Below are 23,939 nucleotides of genomic sequence, written 5' to 3' on the forward strand. Positions count from 1 at the left end.
GGTGAGTAAAAAATATTTAATGAGCTCTGCTCAAAAAAGAATTTATACGATTGAGCAAGTACAAGGAGAGAGTATCACATACAATATCCCGATTGCTTTTCAAGTATCTCAGCCAGTTGACTTAACGAAATTGACAAAATCTTTAAATGAATTGATTGAACGTCATCAAGTATTAAGGACGTATTTTGAAATGATTGATGGAAAATTTGGTCAAATCGTAGAAGAAGAACATCAAGTGACAATTGAGAAAATCGTAGATTCCTCCAAACCATTGTCTGTAGTACTTGATGAATTTGTTCGACCGTTTAAAATCGATACTTTACCTTTGTTACGAGTGTGCTACTGCACACTTGTAACAGGGGAACAGTATTTACTATTTGATGCACATCATATTATTATGGATGGCGGATCGATGGGACTGTTCTTAGAAGAATTGAGTCGTTTATACAATGATGAATTATTACCACCGATGAAGTTGCAGTATAAGGACTATAGTGCTTGGCATAGAAAAAAAGAGCAGCAGACGAGCAAACAATTTTGGCTTGATGAATTTTCAAATGGATTACCAGAGTTTGAATTATTCTATGATTATCCTCGTCCAAAAGAAAGAGAATATTTGGGGGATACCGTCAGTACAAGTTTAGCACCAGAGCAGGTCAAGCTGTTGTCTCAATTAGCTGAAAAAACGAGTACCACCAACTATATGATTTTTATTGCATGTTTTATGATTTTCCTATCAAAATATTCTGGCAGTGAAGAGGTTGTAATTGGTACAACGGTCTCTGGACGAAATCATCCTGATATTCAAAACTTATTAGGTATGTTTGTAAATACTGTGCCAATCAACGATACTATTCATGGAAACGAAGATTTTATTACCTATTTAGAGCGAGTAAAACGTAAAATAATTGGGATTTTTGATCACCAAGACTATCCATTAGATGAGATTGTTGAAGCGTTAAAAGCACCAGTATGCGAAAATAAAAATCCGATTTTTAATATATTATTCAATTACCAAAGTAATGGTCAGTTAGATGTCGCTTTGGGTGATAGTAAATTAACGGAAGTAGATAGAGATTCTCACGTAGCAAAATTTGATTTGACGTTTAATTTAGGGATTGCTGACAATCAAGTAGAGCTTGTTTGGGAATACGATGTGAACTTATTGAAAAAATCAACTGTTGAACGAATGCAGCGCCATTTTGTGACCTTGATGAGCGCTATTTTAGCAGATACAACCAAACTAATTAGCAAAGTGACTTGTTTAGAGCAAGAGGAAATCAAGCAAATTGTGACTGAATTTAATCAACCAGATTACGAATTACCAAAAGAGGCGACAGTGATTAACTCTTTTAATCAGCAGGTGAAAAAAACGCCAACGCATCTTGCTTTGGCAAGTTTCGAGCGAACACTCACGTACGCTGAATTAAACGAGCAGGCAACGAAAATCGCTGCACTAATTCAAGCTAAACAAGCAGAATCAACGATTGTTGCGATCGTTGCTGCTAGAGAAATTCAAACGATCATTGCGTATCTAGGAATTTTAAAGGCTGGTTGTGCGTATCTTCCATTAGACCCCAAAAGTCCCAAAAAAAGAAACTTAGAAATCATAGAAAAAAGCCAGGCGAGTCTATTGATCGATTTTACTGTGGATGAACCAGACGATACTCTTGCTATAAGCCAGCTAACAGCGAGAGATTTAAAGCCGACGCAACCGATGCCAGACTTCCAACCAATCTCGCTGACAAAAGACGTATTAGCCTACGTAATTTATACCTCGGGGACAACTGGAGAGCCTAAAGGAACGATGATCGAGCATAAAAGTATTATTCGTTTGGTCAAAGACCCTAATTATGTTCAATTGAATCAACCAAATATACTTCAAACAGGCTCGTTGACTTTTGATGCCAGTACCTTTGAAATTTGGGGTGCGTTGTTAAACGGCGGTACGCTGTATTTATCCGAAATTGAAAATTTAGTTGACCCAGACAAACTAAAAAACATGATCGAAATGTGGGAAATCGAGGTCATGTGGTTGACGGCTTCCTTGTTTAACCAGTTAATTTCGATAAATGAGCATGCTTTTTCAGCACTGGATTATTTACTGATCGGTGGCGAAAAGCTGTCGACATATCATGTTTCCAAATTTAAGCAAGCCAATCAAAAGACGCATTTGATCAATGGTTATGGTCCAACCGAATGTACAACGTTTGCCTTGACCTATGAAATCGAGAACACTTTTGCCCAAATGATCCCGATCGGCAAGCCAATCAACTATACTAAGGGACTGATATTTTCTGATGATGCCCTTTGTGGAATCGGTATGCCTGGGGAATTATATCTAGGTGGTGAAGGTTTAGCCAAAGGGTATTTGGGTAAAGAAGAATTGACTAATGAAAAATTCGTAGAAAATCCCTTCAACTCTGCTGAAAAACTGTATAAGACCGGTGATTTGGTCCGTTGGAATCAAGCCGGGCAAATTGAATTTCTAGGTAGAATCGACCAACAAGTAAAAATTCGAGGCTTTAGAATAGAGTTAAAAGAAATCGAAGCACACTTATTAGCTATTGCTGAAATTAAAGAAGCCGCAGTAAAAATGATTGAAGTGGAAAATACTTCAGAAAAACAATTACTTGCTTATATTAGTACGACAAGTGACATATCGGAAAAACAAATAAAAGCTTATTTACGAACACAACTTCCAGAATATATGATTCCCAAAGCTATTGTCCTATTAGATGCGTTACCAACCACTAAAAATGGGAAACTAGCAGTTAATCAATTGCCCAATCAGATCACTAACCTGGTGTTAGAGGAAAAGGAAGTACCTGAAACGCAGTTACAATCAGATATCTTGATGATTTTTAAAGAAATCTTAAATCTTGAGTTGATCGGGATAAATGAAGATTTCTACGATCTCGGTGGTGACTCGATCAAGGCGATTCGGATCGTATCGAAATTAAAAGAGCAAGGTTATGCTGTAACGATCAATGATATTTTACGTCAACGCACAATCAAGGAGTTAAGCAACAATCTTAAACAAAATCAAAAAGTAGCATTCGATCAAAGTGCAGTGACAGGCGAAGTTCTTTTGACACCGATCCAAAAGAAATTCATGGATGAACAATTAGCTGAGCCCAATCACTTTAACCAATCAATCATGCTTGAATGTTCAACTGAGCAGCTAGATAAAAAGAAAGTAGAAACGGCATTACAAGCAGTAATGAGGCATCATGATATGCTCAGGGCTATTTATGACGAGAAGCAGACCATTTGTCCGGTAGATACAGTAGCGTCGTTTTCTGTAGAACACATAATTATTGAGCAAGAGAGCCAGTTAATCGATTGGTTTGATACAACAAGTGATAGTTATCAAGTAATGCAAAAAATGAGCAATGCAGCACAAGCAGATCTTTCATTGTCGGATGGCAAGGTATTTAAAGCAGTTATTTATCAATTTAACGATCAGAGTTTCTTGTTATTAATTGCTCATCATCTTGTTGTAGATACTATTTCTTGGAAGATCATCATAGAAGATCTTGAGACAGCATATAAAAATGTACTACTTGATCAGAAAATCAAACTACCATTGAAAACAATGTCTTATCAAAAATGGAGCCAAGAACTTTTTGATTACAGTAAAAGTGAGTCACTAACGCAAGAACTCCCTTTCTGGCAAGAAACAGCCGCAATTGTTGAAAAAAGCCAGTTACCGCTGCAAAAAAATAGCGAATCAATGAATCAACTAACCATTTTATCAACACAGCTGGGAACTACAAAAACAGCTGAATTATTAACACAAAAAAATAGTTATAACCATTTTTATGTCAATGAAATTTTGATTGCCGCATTAACAAGAGCACTCGCAAGTGTCACTGGAAATCCAGCAGTTTCGTTATTGATGGAAGGCCATGGAAGAGAGCAGTTGACAGACGCAATCGAAATCGATCGAACGGTCGGTTGGTTTACAGTCACTTATCCAGTTGCATTTTCATTAGGAAATGGAAGTATAGAAGCTGATATTTTAGAAGTAAATCGTGCGTTGAAAGCCATTCCTAAAAGTGGTATTGGCTATGGGTTAGCTAAATCTGTCTTACCTGAAATTGCGAAGATCGAACCGATGGTTACCTTCAATTATTCAGGAGAATTTAATGAAACACAACAAGGAGAGCAACTGTTTACGATGAGCCCCGCTCCCCAAGGGAATGAAGTTAGTTCGAATAATCATTTTGGAACACCGATCGCTGTAAATTTAGTCATTGTAGATAAGAATCTAAATAGTAATATCGTTTATGACAATCGCCTTTTCTCAGAAAGTTTTATCCAAAGTATAAATGAACAATTTTTGAAAGAAATCGATCAGATTGTTCACTTTTTAAATTTTGAGGACAAAAAAGCTGTAGACGAAGACAATTTATTTGCTCCAATCAGCTGGGACAATCATCCAATAAAACAAACATTTAAACCAAACGCGATGCAGACAATGTTTTTAGACACGTTACAAGAAACAATGGTGTATGCCACATTTGAATTACCAACAACGGATCAAAAAGTAATAAGTGCCTCTTTAAAACAGGTGATCCAAAAGCAACCTTTTCTACGAACCAGTTATGAAAAACAAGGAAAAGAATATCTTTTATATGAACATCAATTTTCCGAGAGCTTTACTATCCCTTTTCTTGATTTAAGTTTGAGAAATGAAGAAGAAAGTCGTTCTTTCCTGCAAGAAATCAAAGAAAAAATGGTTGTAAGGTTCAAAAAAGAGACGTCAAATGCGCTCTATCAAATGTTATTAACAAAAGTCAATGAAAGAACCACGATTTTACATGTACTGATTTCGCATAGTATTTGGGATAAATATAGTGACACAGTTTTCTATAATCAGTTAAAAGAGGGCCTTTTGACTCATCCAGAAAACCAAACAGCTATACCTGAATTTACCCCCCACACACCTCAAATCAATGAGGGAACAAAGTTGGAGGGGCTACAAGATCATTTGATGCTATTTAAGCAACTAAAAGAAAGCAGTCAAAATCAGCAAAAAATGGGAGATATCTTTTCTATTCGTTTATCTACACTAATTTTAGGAGATAAAACAAAAGAATATTATGCTAAAAATCAATGGTCGTTGATTATGTATCTAGCACAAGCGATTATTCGAAAAAACCATGGAATCAGTGATATTCAATCAATTCCTGTTTATGTGGTACAGGAGAATAGGACATATATGCCAGCAACTTTTGCACAAACGATTGGTCCATACATTGACTTATGGCCAGTAGTGCTGAAGAAACCGACAAGTGGCAATTTTAATGACGTAGAACAGCAGTTGAATCAATTACAACAAATTAAGTTAGACACTCAAATCAGTTTGATTGATGAATTAAGTAAGCTTGATCGCCATTATACCGACAAATCGATCTATTCGATCAACAATCAAACGATTTTTGAATTCACCCCCGAAACGTTAGCGATTGCTAGAAAACAAGTAGACGCTCTAGATCAGGTCAATGGTTTCGAAATCGTTATCAACAAATATTCTGATCAATTAGTACTGATTTATCCAGAAAATACGAAGCAAGAAAATCAATTAGGAACAGTGCTCCAAGCAATGTGTGATCAATTGGAGCTAGCATTATGATGTCCTACGAAGATAGGAGAAAGCCAATGATTCAGTTAGTTATGTTTCCTTATGCAGGTAGTATCGTAAATCCTTATAAAGAATGGCTAGAATTGAATGATGAACAATTTGAAATTATTCAAATTGAATATGATGGGCGTGGACGCAGAAGTTTTGCAGATAGGCCATTGACGTGGCGGGCATTGATCGACAAAACACTTAAACAAGTGTTAGATTGTGTGGATTTTACCAGAGAATATATATTATTTGGGCATAGTATGGGGGCTAGAGTGGTTGCAGATATTTATAAAAAACTCATCGCTAGGGCAATCAAACAGCCTAAATGTCTGATATTTTCAGGAACAGAAATATTTCGGTCAAAGAGTTATGAATCAATCTTAAGTGCGCCAGTCAAGAAGTTTAATCAGTTTTTCTTTCAATTAGGTGGAATTCCAAAAGAAGTTTTTCAAGAGGTGGAACTTTTAGAATTAGTAACGGACTATCTGAGAGAAGACCTGGTTTTATTGAATCAATTTAAGTTTAACTGGACCAAGCAAGAGATAGGTTGTTCTGTTCTTATTTTGAATGGTACACAAGAAGCTAGTAGTGAATTAGATCAGTGGATCGAACTGATAGGTGAAAATTGTCAACAGTTATTTTTTCAAGGAGACCATTTTTTTATCCGAAATAATGTTCAGGAGATTCTTTTTGCAATTAAACGAAAATTAGATGAAATCAAGTAGAAATAGAAGAACACGTAAAAAGTATTTGTTCAGCTTCTAAGGGATTGGGGTGTAGCTCGTAGAGTTATGCTCCATTCTCTTTTTTTGTCAAAAAAGAGAATAATCAATTTTCTGTGTACTAAAAACTGTTTCAAGTTCAAATTTCTGTTATATAAAATATCGTTTTTCCTTATAATATAGAGTTTTTTTGAGCAAATAGGTGTAATATTATAATTAGGAATGATAGACTGATCCTGATAGTTCAATTATCAGAATCTTTCCAATTTTTACTTTGAAAGCACTTTAATTAGTTTGTAGATCTTGGCAATCAGAAAAGGAGCGCAAAATGTATTATGTTATTATGACTTCCCATGACATCCGCAGAAATTTAGCAACGGAACAGTATTTGCTGAATCAGCGAACGTTTGATGAACCGCTTATTTTATTTTACATTCAAAAACCATGTGTAATTGTTGGGCGTAATCAGAATGTGCGGGCAGAAGTCGATCTAAGTTATGCAAATGAGCATCAGATTACTGTTACGAGAAGATTATCTGGCGGCGGAGCGGTTTACGATGATCTAGGTAATTTGAGTTTTAGTTTTGTAGTGAATGCAGACCATGAGTCTTTTGGTGATTTCAAGTTGTTTACACAGCCGATCATTGACGCCTTACACAAGCTAGGCGCAACTGGTGCGCAGATCAGCGGCCGCAATGATCTATTGATTGATGGGAAAAAATTTTCTGGCAATGCGATGTATACGAAAAATAAAAAAATGTATTCACATGGAACGTTGATGTTGAATGTTGATTTAGATGAGGTTAGTCGGGTGTTGACTGTTTCTGAAAAAAAATTAGCATCAAAAGGCACGAAATCTGTCAGAAGCCGAGTAACTAATCTCAAACCTTATTTAGCTAAAGAATATCAAGGGATTTCTACAGAAGCGTTTCGAGATTATTTGTTGCTACACTTATTTAATGCTGAAACTATGGAGTCTATCCAAACACAGGAATACCATTTGACTCTAGAAGATGAGCAAGCTATTGATCAATTAGTAGCCGATATTTATGGGAACGATGCTTGGATATTTGGAGAGGAACCAAATTATACGATCAAACGAGAAGAGAAATTCAAAGGCGGACTAATAGAAGCGAATATTTCAGTAGAGAAAGGCCGAATTATAGCAATTACCATCTATGGCGATTATTTTAGTCAAAAAGATACAAAGGAACTGTCAGACTTATTGGTGGGCTGTAATTATGAGCAAGAGGCAATCGAGCAAGCACTGGCGGATATTACAATAGGTCAATATTTTAACAATGTTTCGAAAACTGAATTTATTCAGTTGCTGGTCGATTAAGTTGGAGGAAATGAAATGATTACTTTTGAACAAGTCACAAAAAGCTATACGCATCATGGAACGATCATCACTGCGCTGGATAAGGTTGACCTTCAGATTCAGGAGCATGAATTGTTTGGCGTGATTGGTGAAAGTGGTTCTGGTAAGTCCACCTTACTGCGAATGATCAATACATTGGAACAGCCCAGCCAAGGTGTCGTAAAAGTAGCAGGGACGGATTTACTGCAGTTGAGTGAAGCAGAAAAGCGCCGAAGCCGTAAACAAATCGGGATGATTTTCCAACAATTTAATCTACTTCATAATCAAACGGTAAGTGAAAATGTGGGACTACCATTACGGTTAAATAAGACCTATGAACAACAGCAAGTTCAAGAAGTTCTTAAGTTTGTCCGCTTATCGGATAAAGCCGAGCATTACCCCAGCCAGCTTAGTGGCGGTGAAAAACAACGAGTTGGCATTGCTCGTGCGTTGATTACACAGCCTAAAATTTTACTGTGTGATGAACCAACTTCAGCTTTGGATGGGCAAAATGCATATGACATTATGGAATTATTACGGAAAATCAATCAAACGTTCGGCACGACAATGGTGATAGTCAGTCATGAGTTGAGTTTGATCAAGCAATTGTGTGACCGAACAGCGATTTTAGAAAAAGGCAAAGTCGTAGAAACAATGACTATTTCCAAGGACAATCAACAACAGCAATTCGGTTCTTATTATGAAAGAGTTCGGGAGAGTTTAGGATGATGACAGAATATATAGAGAAAATTAACTATTATCTACCTGAGTTGAGCAAAGCGTTATTAGAAAGCGGAATAATGATTCTAATTTCTATTATCGCGGCAATTGTCCTTGGTTTACCGCTTGGAACCTTTGTTTATCTGACAAAGAAAATACCGACTAAAACCAATAAGTGGATCGGGATTGTATTAAATGGGTATATCAACATTGTTCGTTCCTTTCCGTTTTTGTTGTTTGTCGTTGCGTTGATTCCTTTTACACGTTTAGTATTAGGAACAGCTTTTGGAACTTATGCTGCTGCATTGCCATTAAGCTTTGTAGCTATTGCATTATATGCAAGACTCGTGGAACAAATGTTATTAGAAATTCCAAATGATATTTTAGAACTTGCTCAATCTTTAGGGAGCACAAAGCTTCAATTGATTTTCAGATTTTTATATGTGGAAGCACGATCTGGTTTAGTTTTAGCCCTGACATCGGTGGTTATTAGTATGGTTTCCTATTCAACTGTTATGGGTGTGATCGGTGGTGGTGGCATTGGGGATTTTGCGTTGCGTTATGGCTATCAGCGCTATGAGTATGCTGTTATGTACACCGCGATCGTTCTAATGATCATTTTTGTCAGTTTGATTCAAATCAGCGGTAGCTGGTTCGCAAAAAAAATAAATAAAAAATAAGCGTTAGGAGAAAAAAACATGAAAAAGAAAGTATTGATTAGTCTTTTGGTAGTAGCAGGATTAGTGATAGCAGGATGCAATGGACAGAAAAAAACGTCAGATACAGGAAAACAGGCCGACAAAGTGATCAAAGTGGCTTCTCATATTCCGTCTACGGTTGAAGTTGTTGAATTAGCAGGCAAAAATATTGAAGACGGATACAAAGTAGAACTAGTCCAAGTGAATGATAATATTCAATACAATGAACTATTGAATGCCAAAGAAATCGATGCGAACTTTGCTCAACATGAGCCCTTCATGCAAAAATTCAACGAAGAAAAAGAAGGCAACTTAGTTGTCGTTCAAAAAATATATAATGCCAAAGTGGGCTTTTATTCTAAAGACTACCAAGATGTCAAAGACTTACCTGACGGGGCAAAAATTGCATTACCAAGTGATATTTCTAATGAAGGCCGGGCATTAGCAATCTTAGACGATGCTGGATTGATCACATTAAAAGAAGGTGTGGGGTTTAATGGTACCATCAAAGATATTGTGGATAATCCACAAAATTTTGAATGGGTATCCGTTGATTTATTAAATCTGGCAGAAGCCTATAATGAGAAAGACATTGCGATGATTTATAATTATCCAACTTATATTGCTAAAATCGGTTTGACACCAAAAGATGCGATTCTATTAGAGAAGAAGGTTGATGACCGCTTTGCTATCAGTTTAGTTGCCCGAGAAGATAATAAAGACTCTGATAAAATCAACGCCTTGAAAAAAGCGATGACAAGCGATGAAGTTCGAGAATTACTAGAAACAAAATATAGTGAAACATTAACACCAGCATTTTAGAAAAATAACTGAAAAAAAGATCTGAATGAACAGCAACTAAACTGCGCATTCGGATCTTTTTTTAGTGACAATTTATTACTAATATAGCAAATCCAAACCTGTCGTACATCTAGAGTTATAGGTTTTACCCTATAATATTATTATTTTCAGTTACTAATTTAATCTCTTGTGCATACTGACTAAGGGTTGCTTGATAATGATCGATTGATGTAAGATCACTTTCAATATGTCCGATACGAGTATTCAATTCTTCGATTTTGACTAAGGTTTTTTGTAACACTTCTAACATTCGTTCATCTGTACTCATGTTAATTCTCCTTTGTAAGTATTTCTTTGGCAGGTGTTTTAGAGCGATAGAATAAAGCATAAAGAACGATACAAACGACAGGAATAATACTTGCAGTCAAATACAATCCTGAAAATGATGTAATGCTACGTAGCTCACCTAAAAGATAAGGCCCGACCCCAAGACCAAGGTCTAAACCGATAAAATAGGTAGATAAGGCAATACCGATTCGATGACTATTTGGGCTGACCTTTAGACAAATCGCTTGCCCATTAGACATAAATGTTCCGTAGCCCAAACCGATCAAACCTCCTGAAACTAGTAACATCCAACTAGTTGTGGTCATGCTCAATAAAAGTAAACCTGTCGTTAGAAAAATAAAACTAGGATACATCACAGCATTTTCGCCATGGGCATCAAAGATTCGACCAGATAAAGGTCGTGTCGCAGTAATCACTAACGCATAGACCACGAAGAAAAATGAACTAGCACTAACAAGGTCGATTGCTTTAGCGTAAGAAGAAAGAAACGATAACACACTAGAATAAGAAAGACCCATCAAAAAAGCGATAAAGGAGATAAATAAAACTTTCTTTTCAATGAAACTATCCACACTAAAGCGAGCCAAGCTTGCTTTGTGTTCGGGACTTAATTGAATATTTTTTACTGGGAAGATAAAACAAGCAATGGTAGTAAATAGAATCAATATAATCGAAAATAGAATAATAAAATAAAAACTCATTGTGTTCAGAAGGACCATTCCAATAAATGGACCGATCGCAGCAGCTAAACTCGTGCTTAATCCATAATAATTGATTCCTTCCCCATGTTTTGATTTAGGAATATAAGCAGTGACAATCGCATTGGTTGCCGTTGACACAGTCCCATAAGCAAAACCGTTCAATAAACGAACAAGGTAAAGAATCCCAATACTTGGAATGTAGAGATAAGCAATCGTTGTAATCAGATAAAACAAAGCACCGTATCGTAAAACTGCTTTTCTCCCGATCAGTTCCAACATTTTTCCCATAAATAGTCGAGCAAATAAAGTACCGATAATGTAAATCCCTGAGGCAAGACCAGCTTGACCTAGAGTAGCATGAAGCGTATCTTGCGCAATCACTGCGATGATTACCATCAATAAGTAATAAACGAGATAGACCACAAAATTGATCAACGTAATGCTGATAAACCCTTTATTGAATAATTTTTCTTCTGAATGTTCCGTCATTGTTGCACGTTCCTTCTTTCTTGTTAGGATAAGCTCAAATTGCAAATTACAATTCTTTTCTGAAAGCTAGTTGTATGGATACTATACGAAAAAAATGAGTAAAAAAAATGCGGATTTGTTTCTAAAAAAAGTCATTAACAAAAAAGAACAACAAAAGTCATATACATTTGTTGTTGCTTTTCGATGTGTTATCATCTTAAATAAGAATAGCTTTTACAGAAAATTTTCATATAAACCGTGAGGAGTTACTAGATGGATAGCCATGTGTTACAAGAATACTTAGACGATCATTCGTTTCCAGTCGTAGTGAAGAAAAAGAGAACGTACCTTACTTATGAAGGGTTACAAGACCGTTATGCTTATATTTTAAAAAGCGGCATTATCAAAACCAGCGTCATTTCGCCAGATGGACGAGAATTCAATCTTAGATATATCAATAGCTTGGAAATCGTCTCGCTTTTAAGGGATGAATATTCTCAGTTTATCGATGCGCCGTTTAATATTCGAATCGAGTCAGAGCAGGCAGAGTTGTATCAGATCGATCGTGTTCAGTTTTGGAAGGATATCAATCAAAGCAAAGAACTGCAGATGTATGTGAAAGATTATTATCGTGTGCGTTTGATGTATTCAATGAAAAAGATGCAGCAGATGTTGATGAATGGGAAATTTGGCGCGGTTTGCACTCAGATTTATGAGTTATATGATACGTTTGGTGTGCAAATAGATGACGGATTATTGATTGATTTTGTTGTGACGAACGAGGAAATTGCTCATTTTTGTGGGATCACTTCTGCTAGTAGCGTCAATCGAATGATGCAGCAGTTGAAGGACTTAGGCGCAATCAAGATTCAGGAACGGAAGATTGTGATTACGGATCTGGAGATTTTGAAGGATAATATTATTTTGTAGAGCCACGTAGATAAATTCTGATTTTGGACTGTTTGCTTACTGGATTAAATTGTGTGATAATCCGTTACGAAGTATAATGATAATAGAAAAATCAAGAAAGAAGGAATCGATGAGCATTTAGCAAATGGATTCCTTTTTTATCTGTATAGATACAGTGAAAAGGAGAAATTATGAAAATAGATCGCTTGCTCAGCTTGGTAAATTTATTGACGGAAAATGACCGAATGACCGCCAAAGGGTTGGCAGAACGGCTGGAAGTATCTAAACGAACCATTTATCGTGATATCGAAACCCTGAATTTAGCGGGGATTCCGATTATTTCTTATTCAGGGATTCATGGCGGTTACGGTATCGTCGATGGTTACAAAGTAAGTAAACATGTTTTCTCAACTGAGGATATTTCGACGATTATGACAGGACTTTCAGCGATTCAAAGTATTTCAACATCCGCTGAAATTAGTCCTTTGTTGGCAAAAATTGCCCCGAATACGAAGGTACAACAGCCGCAAAGTGATTTGCTGATCGATTTATCTTCCTGGTATAAACCAAACGAAGGGAAAAATAAAGTGGATGATTTACGACAAGCGATAGCAACGCAGCAAATCATTGTGATTCAATACCATTCTAAGAAAGGCTACTCTGAACGGGAAATAGAACCATACAAGCTTATTTTTAAAACTTCGCATTGGTATCTGTATGGTTTTTGTTTAAAAAGAAAGGCATTTCGCTTATTTAAACTGACAAGGATTCAAACATATACGCTGTTAGATGAACGATTTGAACCTAGACCACTAGACCCTGTGGAGCTAACCAGAGAGTCTGAAATTGATTATTTAGAAGCGATGGTATCGCCAGATGTTCAGCAAATCGTCTTAACTTATGAGCAAAAAGATAAATTATATTTGATTGATAAACTAGGGGCAGATTTTTTTCAGGAACATGAAAAAGATTTAACTACTGGAACGATTGTATTTCCACTGATAAATCATAAAAAATCGGTCGATTTTATTTTACGTTTACAGGATAAGGTACGAGTTATTGAACCGCCGAGCATAGTTGATGCAGTCAAAGCGAAAATCGAAGAAATGTATTTTCTTTACAAAAGCTGACAATTAGTTGTCACACTTCTGTTGTATGATGAATTCCAACAGGTATCTAGCTACGCGGGCTAGCTCCTTGGGGAAAAGATAAAAATAGTTTGTGGTAAAAAGCACCACAATCGATTTTTCCTATTTTCCAGTCGGAGCTGAACGTGCCCGATTCGCTTTTAATGTTATCTAGCTATGCGGGCTTAGCACTACGCTGTGCTTCGATCTCAACAATTCCTAAGAGCTAAAGCTCTAAGGATTGAAGGTCTTCGGGAAAAAGATAAAATCTAAATGAGGCAAAAAGCACCTCAGTTAGATTTTCCTATTTTCCTGTCAGAGCTGAACGAGCCCGCTTCGCTTTTGCTTTGAAACACAGTGAAAAAAACGAACTGATGTTGAAAAGTACAAGGTGTAGCATAGCGGAACGTTGTTACCTGTATATAAGGAGGAATAAATCATGACAGAAGTGTTTTTTGTATTATTAGAAGATTATGCAGATTGGGAAGCAGCATCGATTGCAGCAGCCCTGAATCAGCAAGAGGGGTTCACGGTTAAAACTGTTTCAAATGAAAAACAAGCGATTCATTCAATGGGCGGTTTTTCGATATTACCAGATTATACGCTTACCGAAGCGTGTCAAAAAGAGTTTGTTGCGTTGATTTTAATTGGTGGAACGTCTTGGCGAACGGATAAAGCCAAAGAAGTCGATGCTTTAGTAGCCAAAGCGGAACAACAAGGTGCTGTGATTGCAGCGATTTGTGATGCGACTGTCTATCTGGGAAGTCTAGGGTTACTAAATGATCACAAGCATACAAGTAACCAATTACAAGACTTACAAGATTACGCTGGCGCGCGTTATACTGGTGGGAATCACTATTTAGAAGTTCAAGCAATAAGAGCAAACAACCTGATTACAGCCAATGGGACTGGGCATTTAGAGTTTGCAAGAGAAATTTTGTTGGCACTTCAAGTAATGCCTGAAAAAGAAGTGGAACAATGGTATAACTTTTATAAGTTAGGCTACTATGAAGCAATCAAACAAGAATTAAGAAATGCAGGTGAGGATCGTGTTGGCTAAAAGTACCTTTGAGCTTGTTTCATGGGAGGAAGAATTATTGGCAGATATCCCAACAGAACAACCAGTGGCGAAAGCTTCTGCTTGGTATAAAGCCTTACAAGAAATCACAGGTAGTTTCAAAGCCGATTATTTATTGCATTACTCGCAGTACAATCAAGAAAACCCTCATCTATCAGAAGCGACCTATTTAGGGTATCTGTTCTTTGAAGGGGTGCTAAAAGGCCGCAAAGGCACGTTTGTCTTAGAAGAACGAGGGACTTTTGAAAAGGGACTTCCGCACAATGAATTAGTGATAAAAGAGAACACTGGAACGGAAGAACTTTCAGGAATTCAAGGTACGGGCAAGTATTTTTTAGATGGAGACAACTTGGTTATTGAGATTGATTATGGGATTGAGAAGTAAGGTGTTTATTAGTAGCGGAACAATCCAAAATGTATGTAAATATATTACGATAATCAGTAAAATGATAAGTGGACAGGTTGTTTATCGTGATAGGACAAGATAATAACAATTTTTATCACAGTGATTTTGCATAGGAAAACTGTTTGTCAGTAATAGTAGCGAAAGGCTTAGAAAATAGTATTCATTTCTAGGTCTTTCGCTTTTATACGAAAACTACTTGAAAACAAGCGCCTATTAAAATTTTTAATGAATTGTTTCGTGAGAAAGACGTTCTATTTTGGAATAAATGAAATAATCCCTTCTTTATTTTTGTAGTAGTAGAATTCTTGATTTTCTTTTATAGCTAATTTTTTTTGGAAAGATAATAACAATTCTCTCTCCTTGTTTTGTTGCTTTTAGTAAATCCAACATAATCCCTCCCATTTTTAATGTGACTTAAAATAGTCCAATCATATTTTTGTTCCTGACACTATCTAAATACGCAAAAGATCATTCCTTTCATTTTTTAATCAACTATTTTGATTTTGTGTAATAATAGCCAATTGTTTTTGCGACTCTGCTATCAATAATTCAAATTCTTTATTAAACGTCTCAAACAATTTGGCACTAGCGTAATACTGTTTTACGACCTGTTTTTTGTTGATTGGTGTCGTTGGATTGGTAAAATACTTTTCCAAAACTTCCAAGGGTTCTTTCCAAGATTCTAAACGTTCCAGTGAATCTCGAAGATATAGAATCTCTTGATACGGGACCGTTTTAATGCAGATGACGGAATTATTCATGATAGTTCTCCTTTTCTTATTGGGATGTAGAACAAAAGAAAAAATGAAAGCTGTCCGTCTCTATCGTTGAATTAGGCCAGTATGTAGGGAACTTCTTTGTGTAACCAGAGAAAAATTCAAAAAGTGTCTAGAAATTCTTACAAGAATTAGGTACAATAAAGAAGCTAGTGCTTCGGTACTGGTAAATGGGCAACTTGGATAGAGAGGTACTGCTTTCTATTCAGGGCTTCATTGAACGGTTGGCGCCGAACAATGGAGTGCCTTTTTTGCTTTGAATCACTACGCTGTCGCTTCGATCGCATCAATTTCTAAGAGCTAAAGCTTTAAGAATTGAAGGACTGCGACTGGCTATAAGACATAGCGGATGATGAAAAGTACAACGTGAATAAAATGAACGTTGTTCCCCTGAAAGTTCTTCTTCGTCTCAAATTTTCTAGGATAGAAATAAAAAAAGACGATCCACAGGTGACCTGTAATCGTCTACAAATAGGCAAGATAAAGAAACTATAAAATGTGTCGTCACTATAGAAGTGTACAACAAAAATAGATCCATCCTTACGCTATTGGCAAAGTTGTTTTACAGATACTGCTGTTTAAACAAGGCTTCTGGTTTGGTTGGCGCCAGACCACGAAGAGCCAATTTATTTATTTTTAATGTTAGTTATTTCTATCCTATGCGTTTTATTATACAGAAAGAGTGGCTTGTTCACAACGAATTTTTTTGTGGGAAGGGATTAAATAACAGGGAAATTAGGTTCCTTATATATAAGGAAAAATAACAAATTGTTTTTGAGTTGGCTGACTATTTCTGCTGAGTGTAAATTAGAGTAAATGATCAAATCAGTCCAAAAAATAGGACAAGTTTGACAAAATCAGAATTATTTATAAGGAAAAATTAGCGAAGTATAAAAAGTTTGATAAGCTGAAAATGGTCGCTTTCACTTTTGCGATGGCGATACGTATCGCAGAAAGGAGGTGCATGACCATTCTTCTGTTATTTACAACGATCATTGGTCCGATTATTGTCGGAGTGGTCTTAGGGATATTCAAACATTGGCTTGATAATCGAAAAGGCTAGAAAGCGACTAGAAGCCAAAATAAACCCCATCACTTTCGGAGAGTGATGGGGTTTTTGGTGTATGACCATTCTTCTTTTATACGTATAAGATACATGAAAAAAATTGGATAGTCAAGTTTTTCTTGCTTTAATACTAGGAAATTTATCTGTAAAAGTACGTCTAAAGAATTATTAAAAATTAAAATAGTAGAGATGACGTCATCTCTACTAAACACTTTTACAAATTTTAGAAAACAAACATAAATACATTTAAATCCACACATAAAATACTGTGACATAATCGTGAATACTAAATTATATAAGGCTTCCCCATTTAAAAAATATATTCAATTACTTGATCTATCTTAGATATATCTTTAACGGGTAATCGATCAGCAAACTCAATTTTTCTTGAAACAAAATCCAATGATTTTAGTTGAGAGATAATTACCTGTCCTTGTATTTCAATTTCTTCAGGAAGAGTATACCTAGTAGGCATCTCTTTTTTAGTTGTAGTAATTGGGCATACCACAGCAAATTTTGTTTTCCTGTTAAAGTCATAGCGAGAAACAACAAGACCAGGTCTGCGTTTTTGAATTTCTTTGCCAGTTGAAGGGTCAAAGTTAATCCAAATGATATCACCTTTTTTAGGGATATAAGGCTTATTTTTAGGCATTAAAATAATTCTCTCCCTTCAGGTGTTAGTTCAGACCATTCGTCTGTTTCATAAAACTCTCCTTCAGTTCCACCAGAAAATGGGTCATCAATTTTTGGTATTAAAGTAATTGTGCCATCTTCTGAATAGACAACAACATATTCTTTATTAGATTCAGGTTTTTCTCCATTGCTAGCTGGTAATGTTACTACAACAGAACTACCTTGTAATCTTGATTTTGTAAACAACATGAATATCACCTCTTGATTCATATTCTACTACGATATATTAAGTGTTGTAAAGAATTCCGAGTGATATGTAATGTTATTTTTTATTGTACAGTATTTATTTTTATAAATTTATATTAACAAAAATAAATACGAATTTGTTTTTTTAGAAATTAATCCAACTATTTAAAATTTTAGATAGTTCTTTTTTTTATAAATGATATAATGTATTTAAGACATTTAGAAACTAATTAAGGAGAATAAGTATGTATATAGCCCATGTGAGAAAGTCGGATGGAGAAGATCAGCTTTTAAAGGATCATCTAGCAGAATGCGCCGAACTAAGCGCTGATTGGGGCGGAAAAATAGGACTGAGAAAAACTAGCTATTTAGCTGGTTTACTTCATGATCTAGGGAAGTATTCAAATGAATTCCAAGAGTATTTAAAAAAAGCTGTTGCTGATCCAAAAAGTGTGACACGTGGCAGTGTTGATCATTCAACAGCTGGCGGTAAGCTTCTTTTTGATTATTGCCACAGAAATAGTCGTGATCCATTTTCATATATACTTGCTGAATTGGTAGGCAATGCAATTATTTCCCATCATAGTAGCCGAGGTCTGCAAGACTTTTTTACCCCAGAAGGGGAAGCGACTTCAGATTATCTCAGACGAGTAGATGAAATTGAGGTTGTTGAGTATGAACTAATCAAAGGTCGTTTTTTCCAAGAAGTAATGTCAGAAGAACAGTTTCAGAAATTACTGTTGGAAGCAACAAAAGAATTGAAAGGGTTTTATCAAGCTGAGGGAAAGAGCCGAGTCAAACAAAATGATACCTTTTTCCTTTTGAAATTCATTTATAGTTGCCTTCTGGATGCGGACCGAACGAATACGATGTTATTTGAAGAAAATAAAACATTTAAACAACATGAAAATGACATATTACTTCAATCCTATAGCCAAAGCTTAGAAGAATATATTTCAACATTTACTGCTGACACGCCAATCAATCAACTTCGTAGTCAAATGTCGGAACAGTGCAAAGCGTTCTCTGAAAGAAAAACAGGGATTTACACCCTTTCGATTCCAACGGGAGGCGGAAAGACGTTAGCTAGTTTACGTTTTGCGTTGAATCACGCTATCAAATATGGAAAAGAACGCATTATTTATGTCGTGCCCTTCACAACCATTATAGAGCAAAATGCTGCAACCGTTCGAGAAATTTTAAAAGACGAGATAAATATATTAGAACATCATTCTAACGTTTTTACGGATCAGGAAGAAACGAAAGAAAGACAAACAGAGGAGTCAGAAGCAGAAAAAGAAGCGTTAGAGCAGAAACAAGCATTAATGAAAGATAACTGGGAAAGTCCAGTAATCTTTACCACAATGGTGCAGTTTCTAAATACGATATACAGTCGAGGAACCCGAAATCCACGTCGTTTTCATAATTTAACAAATGCAGTGATTATTTTTGATGAAGCACAAGGTGTTCCAACAAACTGCACTCATTTATTCAATGAAAGCTTGAACTTCTTAAAAAATTATGGCACAACGACAAGTGTTTTATGTACAGCAACTCAGCCATCTTTGGAAAATGTCGGTAGAGCATTAGCCAAAGAATCCGATGGCGAAATGGTCTCTAACTTATCAGAAGTAGAATCAAAGTTTAAACGAGTAGAGGTTGTTGATCGGACAACGGATGAACCATGGACGCTTGAAGAGCTAGCAGAGTTTAGCCAAGAAATTTTAGCTGAAAAAGAAAACGTGTTGATTATTTTAAATACAAAAAAAGCTGTTCGAAGTCTCTATCAATATTTGGGGAATACGCAATTAGAGAATATTGAATTGTATCATTTGAGCACCTCAATGTGTGCCAAGCATCGAAAAAATTTATTGAATGAATTACGTGAAAAGCTAAAAGATGGCGATACAAAACTCATCTGTATCACAACCCAATTAATTGAAGCTGGTGTGGATATCAGTTTCCAATCCGTTATTCGTTCAGTAGCAGGTTTAGATTCAATTGCTCAAGCGGCAGGACGTTGTAATCGACATGGTGAAACCAATCCACAACCAGTTTACCTAATCAATCTTTCAGCAGACCATGAAAATCTGACTCATTTACCAGAAATTAAACAAGGTCAAGAAATTACACTAGAGATTCTGAAAGAAAAAAGTGAAGTTGTTCAAGAGGAACTACTCTCTCATACAGTTCAAAAACGATACTTTGATCAATATTACTCTTGTTTTAAGAATGAACTAAATTATCCAGTAAAAAAGACATCCCTCAATCTATTTAGTCTATTAGGTGAAGGCGCTAATGCTCTAGAGCACTACAAACGAACACATGGCTCTGCTCCTCTATTGGCTTTTAGAAGTAGTCCTAAAACAGTAGGGAAATACTTTCAGGTCATTGATAGTCCAACAACATCAGTACTTGTTCCGTATGAAAAAGGCAATGATCTGATTGCTGATTTAAACGGAGAGCTGAGGCCAGAAGAGTATGCTCCTACTTTAAAAAAAGCGCAACAATATATGGTCAATGTGTTTCAGCACGAACTGATGGAACTTCAAAAAGCGGGCAGTATTTATCCGCTGCTGAATGGAGATATTTTAGCCCTTACAAGTAATGCATACGATTTGAAATTTGGTATCGATTTAGAAGCAGAGGCTGCGAGCGGTTATTTAGAATTTTAGTATTATCTAGCTGCATGGTCTCATTCAAATAAGGAGGAAGCATCAATGAAATATAAAAATCAAATTTCTTTTAGAGTTGAAGGTGAGTATGCCCTTTTTACTGATCCTTTGACAAAAATGGGTGGTGAAAAAATGACCTATCAAATTCCTACCTATCAAGCATTAAAAGGAATCACAGAAAGCATCTACTGGAAACCATCCATTGTTTATTACGTTGATGAAGTTCGCATAATGAAATCCATTCAAATGGAATCTAAAGGTATGCGACCGATGAAATACAACGATAGTAATGCGAGTGATTTAGCATATTATACGTATTTGAAAAAGCCTATTTATGAAGTCAAAGTCCATTTTGAGTTTAATCAACATCGTCCTGATTTAAAAGGCGATTGGAATGAGGATAAACATTATCAAATTTTAAAACGTTCAATCAAAGCAGGTGGAAGAAGGGATATTTTTCTAGGTACGCGAGAATGTCAGGGATATGTAGAACCTGTTGATTTTGGTGTGGCAAAAGGGGTCTATGATGATTATGAAGGTGAGCTACACTTTGGCACAATGGTGCATGGGTTATCCTATCCAGATGAAACAGGGAAAGACGAACTAGCTGTTCGTTTGTGGCACCCGATCATGGAAAAAGGGATTATTCAGTTTCCACGCCCAGAAGCCTGTACCTTAGTTCGACCGCTTAGAACGATGCAAGCTAAGCCATTTGAACTTTCAAAAATAGAACCCGTCGATCAGTTATTTGAATCCTTGGAACAGGAGGTCGAATGATGAGTTGGTTGAATGATTTATATGAAACGTACAGAGAAAATGCCGACCAAGTAGGAAAAGTCCAACGAACTTCGTCTGGAAAAGAAATTGTACTTTTACCCATTGCACATGCGTATCAAAATGCTCAAATCGAAGTAACGATAACGCCAGAAGGTGAATTTTATTCAGCAAGCGTCGTTCCAAAAGAAGACGCTCAAACAATGATACCTGTAACGATCGAATCTGCTGGAAGGGCTGGTTCAACATCTGCACCACACTTGATCCATGACAATTTAGTTTATGTTGCTGGTGATTTTGAGCACTATGGTGGTGTTTACAAAAAGAATAAAGCTGGAAAAAATTCTTATCAGATGTATTTAGAAAATTTGCAAGCATGGTGTGAATCAGAGTATGCTCAGCCAGTCGTTAAAAGTGTTTTAAGCTATTTAGAAAAAGGCAAACTAATTGAAGATCTAGTACAAGCAAAGGTAATGGTTGAAAAAAATCATCAACTCATTCCCAAATGGTCAAAGGAATTAGAAGCAGAATTTGGTGAGAAACCAGCTTTATTTAGTGTGGTAGTTGGAGAACAAACAACCTCTTTCGTTCGATTTGCTGTTCAAGAACAAGGAACAGGAAAACGACCACTCTGGGGAGATTCAGAAATCATTGACTCCTTTGTCGCTTATTATACAAACGAACTGACGAACGAGGGGCTAGATTATGTGACGGGCGAAATGTTACCTCTGACAGAAAATCACCCTTCAAAGGTACGTTATGGTGGTGACATGGCGAAAATAATTTCTGGTAATGATTCGGTGAATTTCACCTATAAAGGTCGTTTTACAGATAAAAATCAAGTGGCTTCAATCAGTTACGAAGTCTCACAAAAAGGCCATAACGCCTTAAAATGGCTGATTGGCAAACAAGCGTTTAGTTTAGACGGACGAGTCTTTTTAACCTGGGGGAAAAAAGAAACAGAGGTTCCTAATCCAGAAGAATCCAGTGCTGATTTTCTTGATTTTGATGCTATTTTTGCAAAGGATGAAGAAGCGGAAGTTTTACTAAACCCGGACACAACCCATCAACAATTTTCTGAGTTATTTAAAAAAGCCTTGAATGGTTATAGCGTGAAGCTTGCGTATCATGAACCAATTTACATCATGATTCTAGATGCAGCTACTCCAGGCAGAATGGGGATTCTGTACTATCGTTCGATTGAAAAGGAACAATACTTTGCTCGAATTGAAGACTGGCATCAAACTTGTTTCTGGCGACATACTTACGGCAGTAAAAATAAGCAGCGTTATACTTTTTGGGGAGCGCCATCTTTGAGGGATATCGCCGAAGCAGCCTACGGTTCACGAGCGAGTGATACGCTGATAAAAAATACAATTCATGAACTATTTCCTTGTGTTGTAGATGGAAAAAGGATTCCAATAAATCTAGTACGAAATCTTCTGCAAAGAGCGTCAAATCCCGTGAGTATGGAGAAATGGGAATGGGAGAAAACATTGAGTATTGCTTGTGCAGTAATGAAAAAGCATTTCAATTTTAAAAAGGAGGAAAAAAATGTGGCTTTAGATAAAAATCAGAAAGATAGAAGTTATTTGTTTGGAAGAATGTTGGCAGTTGCTGATGTTTTGGAAGAACGTGCCTTATATAAGGCTGGTATCAATAGAAGTACAAATGCGATTCGCTATATGAATGCTTTTAGCAATCATCCGTTAAAAACGTGGAGGATCATTCAAGAAAATTTAATTCCGTATCAAGCGAGATTAAGAGGAAAAGGAAGTTATTATCAAAAATTATTAGACGAAATTGGTGAGTCTTTTGAGTTTGAACATTATACAGATAAGGCTTTAGACGGGAAATATTTATTAGGTTATTACAGCCAACGAGCAGATTTGAAGAAAAAAACAGAAGAGAAAACGGAGGAATAAATCATGACAGTTTTAACACACAAAATCGACTTTAAAGTAATCACATCAGTGACAAATGCTAATCCAAATGGTGATCCACTAAACGGAAACCGACCACGCCAAAATTTTGAAGGCTATGGCGAGATTTCGGATGTAGCGATCAAACGTAAAATCCGCAATCGTCTACAAGATATGGGAGAGAAAATTTTTGTGCAATCTGATGATCGAGCAGATGATGGATTGAAGAGCTTAAAAGACCGTGTAGATTCTGTCGAAGAATTAAATAAAATTGCTGCTGATAAAAAGAAAGCAGATGTGAACCGATTTAGTGAAGTAGCTTGTGAAACGTGGATTGATACGCGTAGTTTTGGACAGGTATTTGCATTTAAAGGATTGGAACTTTCTGTAGGTGTTCGTGGTCCAGTTTCGATACAAACTGCAGTCAGCCTTGAACCAATCGACATTAATACAATGCAAATCACGAAAAGTGTCAATTCAGTCAGTGAAGGTGGCGGTAAAAGCTCTGACACCATGGGGACCAAACACTTTGTAGACTTCGGAGTATATGTCTTCAACGGCAGTATCAATGTTCAACTAGCCGAAAAAACAGGTTTTACCGAAGCGGATGCTGAAAAAATCAAAGAAGCTCTGACCACTCTTTTCGAAAACGACGCATCGTCCGCTCGTCCAGATGGCAGTATGGCTGTCGAAAAGGTTTACTGGTGGGAGCACCCAAGCAAAATGGGTAAAGCGTCATCTGCGAAAGTCCATCGTTCTGTAAAAATCGAAAAAATTCCTGAAGTCGACCGCGCAAAATCATTTGACGATTACAAAGTAACCGTGGAGCCACTAGAAGGAATCGAGCTAACTGTCATCGAAGGGCTATAAT

At 36.4% G+C, this 23,939-nt stretch carries 20 protein-coding genes; 15 read left to right on the top strand and 5 right to left on the bottom strand.

What is annotated here, in order from left to right; all coding sequences use genetic code 11:
- Position 1: 1 nt before the first annotated feature.
- The 6 genes from BCR24_RS04505 to BCR24_RS04530 all read left to right on the top strand — a co-directional run bounded on the left by BCR24_RS04505 (position 2) and on the right by BCR24_RS04530 (position 9,960).
- Positions 2-5,641: a non-ribosomal peptide synthetase gene (locus tag BCR24_RS04505; RefSeq protein WP_069639374.1), complete on the top strand. Its 5,640-nt coding sequence runs from the start codon at positions 2-4 to the stop codon at positions 5,639-5,641.
- A gap of 26 nt (positions 5,642-5,667) precedes the next feature.
- Positions 5,668-6,363: a thioesterase II family protein gene (locus tag BCR24_RS04510; RefSeq protein ID WP_069639375.1), complete on the top strand. Its 696-nt coding sequence runs from the start codon at positions 5,668-5,670 to the stop codon at positions 6,361-6,363.
- 325 nt (positions 6,364-6,688) lie between these two features.
- The gene (lplA, locus tag BCR24_RS04515; protein ID WP_083244314.1) at positions 6,689-7,702 is read left to right on the top strand and encodes a lipoate--protein ligase; all 1,014 of its coding nucleotides are present in this window, start codon (positions 6,689-6,691) and stop codon (positions 7,700-7,702) included.
- A 15-nt stretch (positions 7,703-7,717) separates the two neighbouring features.
- Positions 7,718-8,449, top strand: coding sequence for a methionine ABC transporter ATP-binding protein (locus BCR24_RS04520; protein WP_069639376.1), 732 nt, complete (start codon positions 7,718-7,720; stop codon positions 8,447-8,449).
- The gene (locus tag BCR24_RS04525) at positions 8,446-9,120 is read left to right on the top strand and encodes a methionine ABC transporter permease (protein ID WP_069639377.1); all 675 of its coding nucleotides are present in this window, start codon (positions 8,446-8,448) and stop codon (positions 9,118-9,120) included. Before BCR24_RS04520 ends, BCR24_RS04525 begins: the two co-directional genes overlap by 4 nt.
- An 18-nt stretch (positions 9,121-9,138) precedes the next feature.
- Positions 9,139-9,960, top strand: a complete 822-nt coding sequence (locus BCR24_RS04530) for a MetQ/NlpA family ABC transporter substrate-binding protein (RefSeq protein WP_069639378.1) — start codon at positions 9,139-9,141, stop codon at positions 9,958-9,960.
- A gap of 124 nt (positions 9,961-10,084) precedes the next feature.
- On the opposite strand, the gene BCR24_RS04535 is transcribed toward BCR24_RS04530, so the two are convergent.
- The gene (locus BCR24_RS04535) at positions 10,085-10,267 is read right to left on the bottom strand and encodes a hypothetical protein (RefSeq protein ID WP_069639379.1); all 183 of its coding nucleotides are present in this window, start codon (positions 10,265-10,267) and stop codon (positions 10,085-10,087) included.
- Between the two features lies 1 nt (position 10,268).
- Complete coding sequence (locus tag BCR24_RS04540; protein WP_069639380.1) at positions 10,269-11,477, bottom strand: MFS transporter; 1,209 nt, start codon at positions 11,475-11,477, stop codon at positions 10,269-10,271.
- 252 nt (positions 11,478-11,729) lie between these two features.
- On the opposite strand from BCR24_RS04540, the gene BCR24_RS04545 reads away from it, so the two are divergent.
- The 4 genes from BCR24_RS04545 to BCR24_RS04560 all read left to right on the top strand — a co-directional run bounded on the left by BCR24_RS04545 (position 11,730) and on the right by BCR24_RS04560 (position 14,955).
- Positions 11,730-12,386, top strand: a complete 657-nt coding sequence (locus BCR24_RS04545; protein WP_069639381.1) for a Crp/Fnr family transcriptional regulator — start codon at positions 11,730-11,732, stop codon at positions 12,384-12,386.
- 170 nt (positions 12,387-12,556) lie between these two features.
- On the top strand, positions 12,557-13,495 hold the full coding sequence (locus tag BCR24_RS04550) for a helix-turn-helix transcriptional regulator (protein ID WP_069639382.1): 939 nt from the start codon (positions 12,557-12,559) through the stop codon (positions 13,493-13,495).
- Positions 13,496-13,931: 436 nt separating this feature from the next.
- Positions 13,932-14,552: a type 1 glutamine amidotransferase family protein gene (locus BCR24_RS04555; RefSeq protein WP_069639383.1), complete on the top strand. Its 621-nt coding sequence runs from the start codon at positions 13,932-13,934 to the stop codon at positions 14,550-14,552.
- A complete protein-coding gene (locus BCR24_RS04560) occupies positions 14,545-14,955 on the top strand; it encodes a DUF3224 domain-containing protein (protein ID WP_010761591.1) in 411 nt (136 codons plus the stop codon). The genes BCR24_RS04555 and BCR24_RS04560 overlap by 8 nt, the downstream gene beginning before the upstream one ends.
- Before the next feature lie 509 nt (positions 14,956-15,464).
- Here the strand turns inward: BCR24_RS04560 and BCR24_RS04565 are convergent.
- Positions 15,465-15,737, bottom strand: a complete 273-nt coding sequence (locus BCR24_RS04565) for a hypothetical protein (protein WP_069639384.1) — start codon at positions 15,735-15,737, stop codon at positions 15,465-15,467.
- Between the two features lie 979 nt (positions 15,738-16,716).
- On the opposite strand from BCR24_RS04565, the gene BCR24_RS16650 reads away from it, so the two are divergent.
- Entirely contained in the window at positions 16,717-16,815 is a 99-nt protein-coding gene (locus BCR24_RS16650) for a type I toxin-antitoxin system Fst family toxin (RefSeq protein ID WP_141707030.1), read from the top strand.
- Between the two features lie 313 nt (positions 16,816-17,128).
- Here BCR24_RS16650 and BCR24_RS04570 read toward each other — a convergent pair whose 3' ends face one another.
- Positions 17,129-17,470, bottom strand: coding sequence for a type II toxin-antitoxin system PemK/MazF family toxin (locus BCR24_RS04570; RefSeq protein ID WP_069639385.1), 342 nt, complete (start codon positions 17,468-17,470; stop codon positions 17,129-17,131).
- The gene (gene mazE, locus BCR24_RS04575; RefSeq protein ID WP_069639386.1) at positions 17,470-17,700 is read right to left on the bottom strand and encodes a type II toxin-antitoxin system PemI/MazE family antitoxin; all 231 of its coding nucleotides are present in this window, start codon (positions 17,698-17,700) and stop codon (positions 17,470-17,472) included. The genes BCR24_RS04570 and mazE overlap by 1 nt, the downstream gene beginning before the upstream one ends.
- 242 nt (positions 17,701-17,942) lie before the next feature.
- On the opposite strand from mazE, the gene BCR24_RS04580 reads away from it, so the two are divergent.
- From BCR24_RS04580 to cas7c, 4 genes are read left to right on the top strand one after another with little or no spacing between them, the layout of a single operon-like run.
- A complete protein-coding gene (locus BCR24_RS04580) occupies positions 17,943-20,372 on the top strand; it encodes a CRISPR-associated helicase/endonuclease Cas3 (protein ID WP_069639387.1) in 2,430 nt (809 codons plus the stop codon).
- 45 nt (positions 20,373-20,417) lie between these two features.
- Positions 20,418-21,149 carry a type I-C CRISPR-associated protein Cas5c gene (gene cas5c / locus BCR24_RS04585; protein WP_069639388.1) on the top strand — a complete coding sequence of 244 codons (732 nt, stop codon included), beginning with the start codon at positions 20,418-20,420 and terminating at the stop codon, positions 21,147-21,149.
- Entirely contained in the window at positions 21,149-23,071 is a 1,923-nt protein-coding gene (gene cas8c, locus BCR24_RS04590; protein ID WP_069639389.1) for a type I-C CRISPR-associated protein Cas8c/Csd1, read from the top strand. Before cas5c ends, cas8c begins: the two co-directional genes overlap by 1 nt.
- A gap of 3 nt (positions 23,072-23,074) precedes the next feature.
- The gene (cas7c, locus tag BCR24_RS04595) at positions 23,075-23,938 is read left to right on the top strand and encodes a type I-C CRISPR-associated protein Cas7/Csd2 (RefSeq protein WP_069639390.1); all 864 of its coding nucleotides are present in this window, start codon (positions 23,075-23,077) and stop codon (positions 23,936-23,938) included.
- Position 23,939: the final 1 nt, after the last annotated feature.

It is taken from the genome of Enterococcus ureilyticus (assembly GCF_001730315.1).
In the GTDB taxonomy this organism is placed as follows: Bacteria; Bacillota; Bacilli; order Lactobacillales; family Enterococcaceae; genus Enterococcus_L; species Enterococcus_L ureilyticus.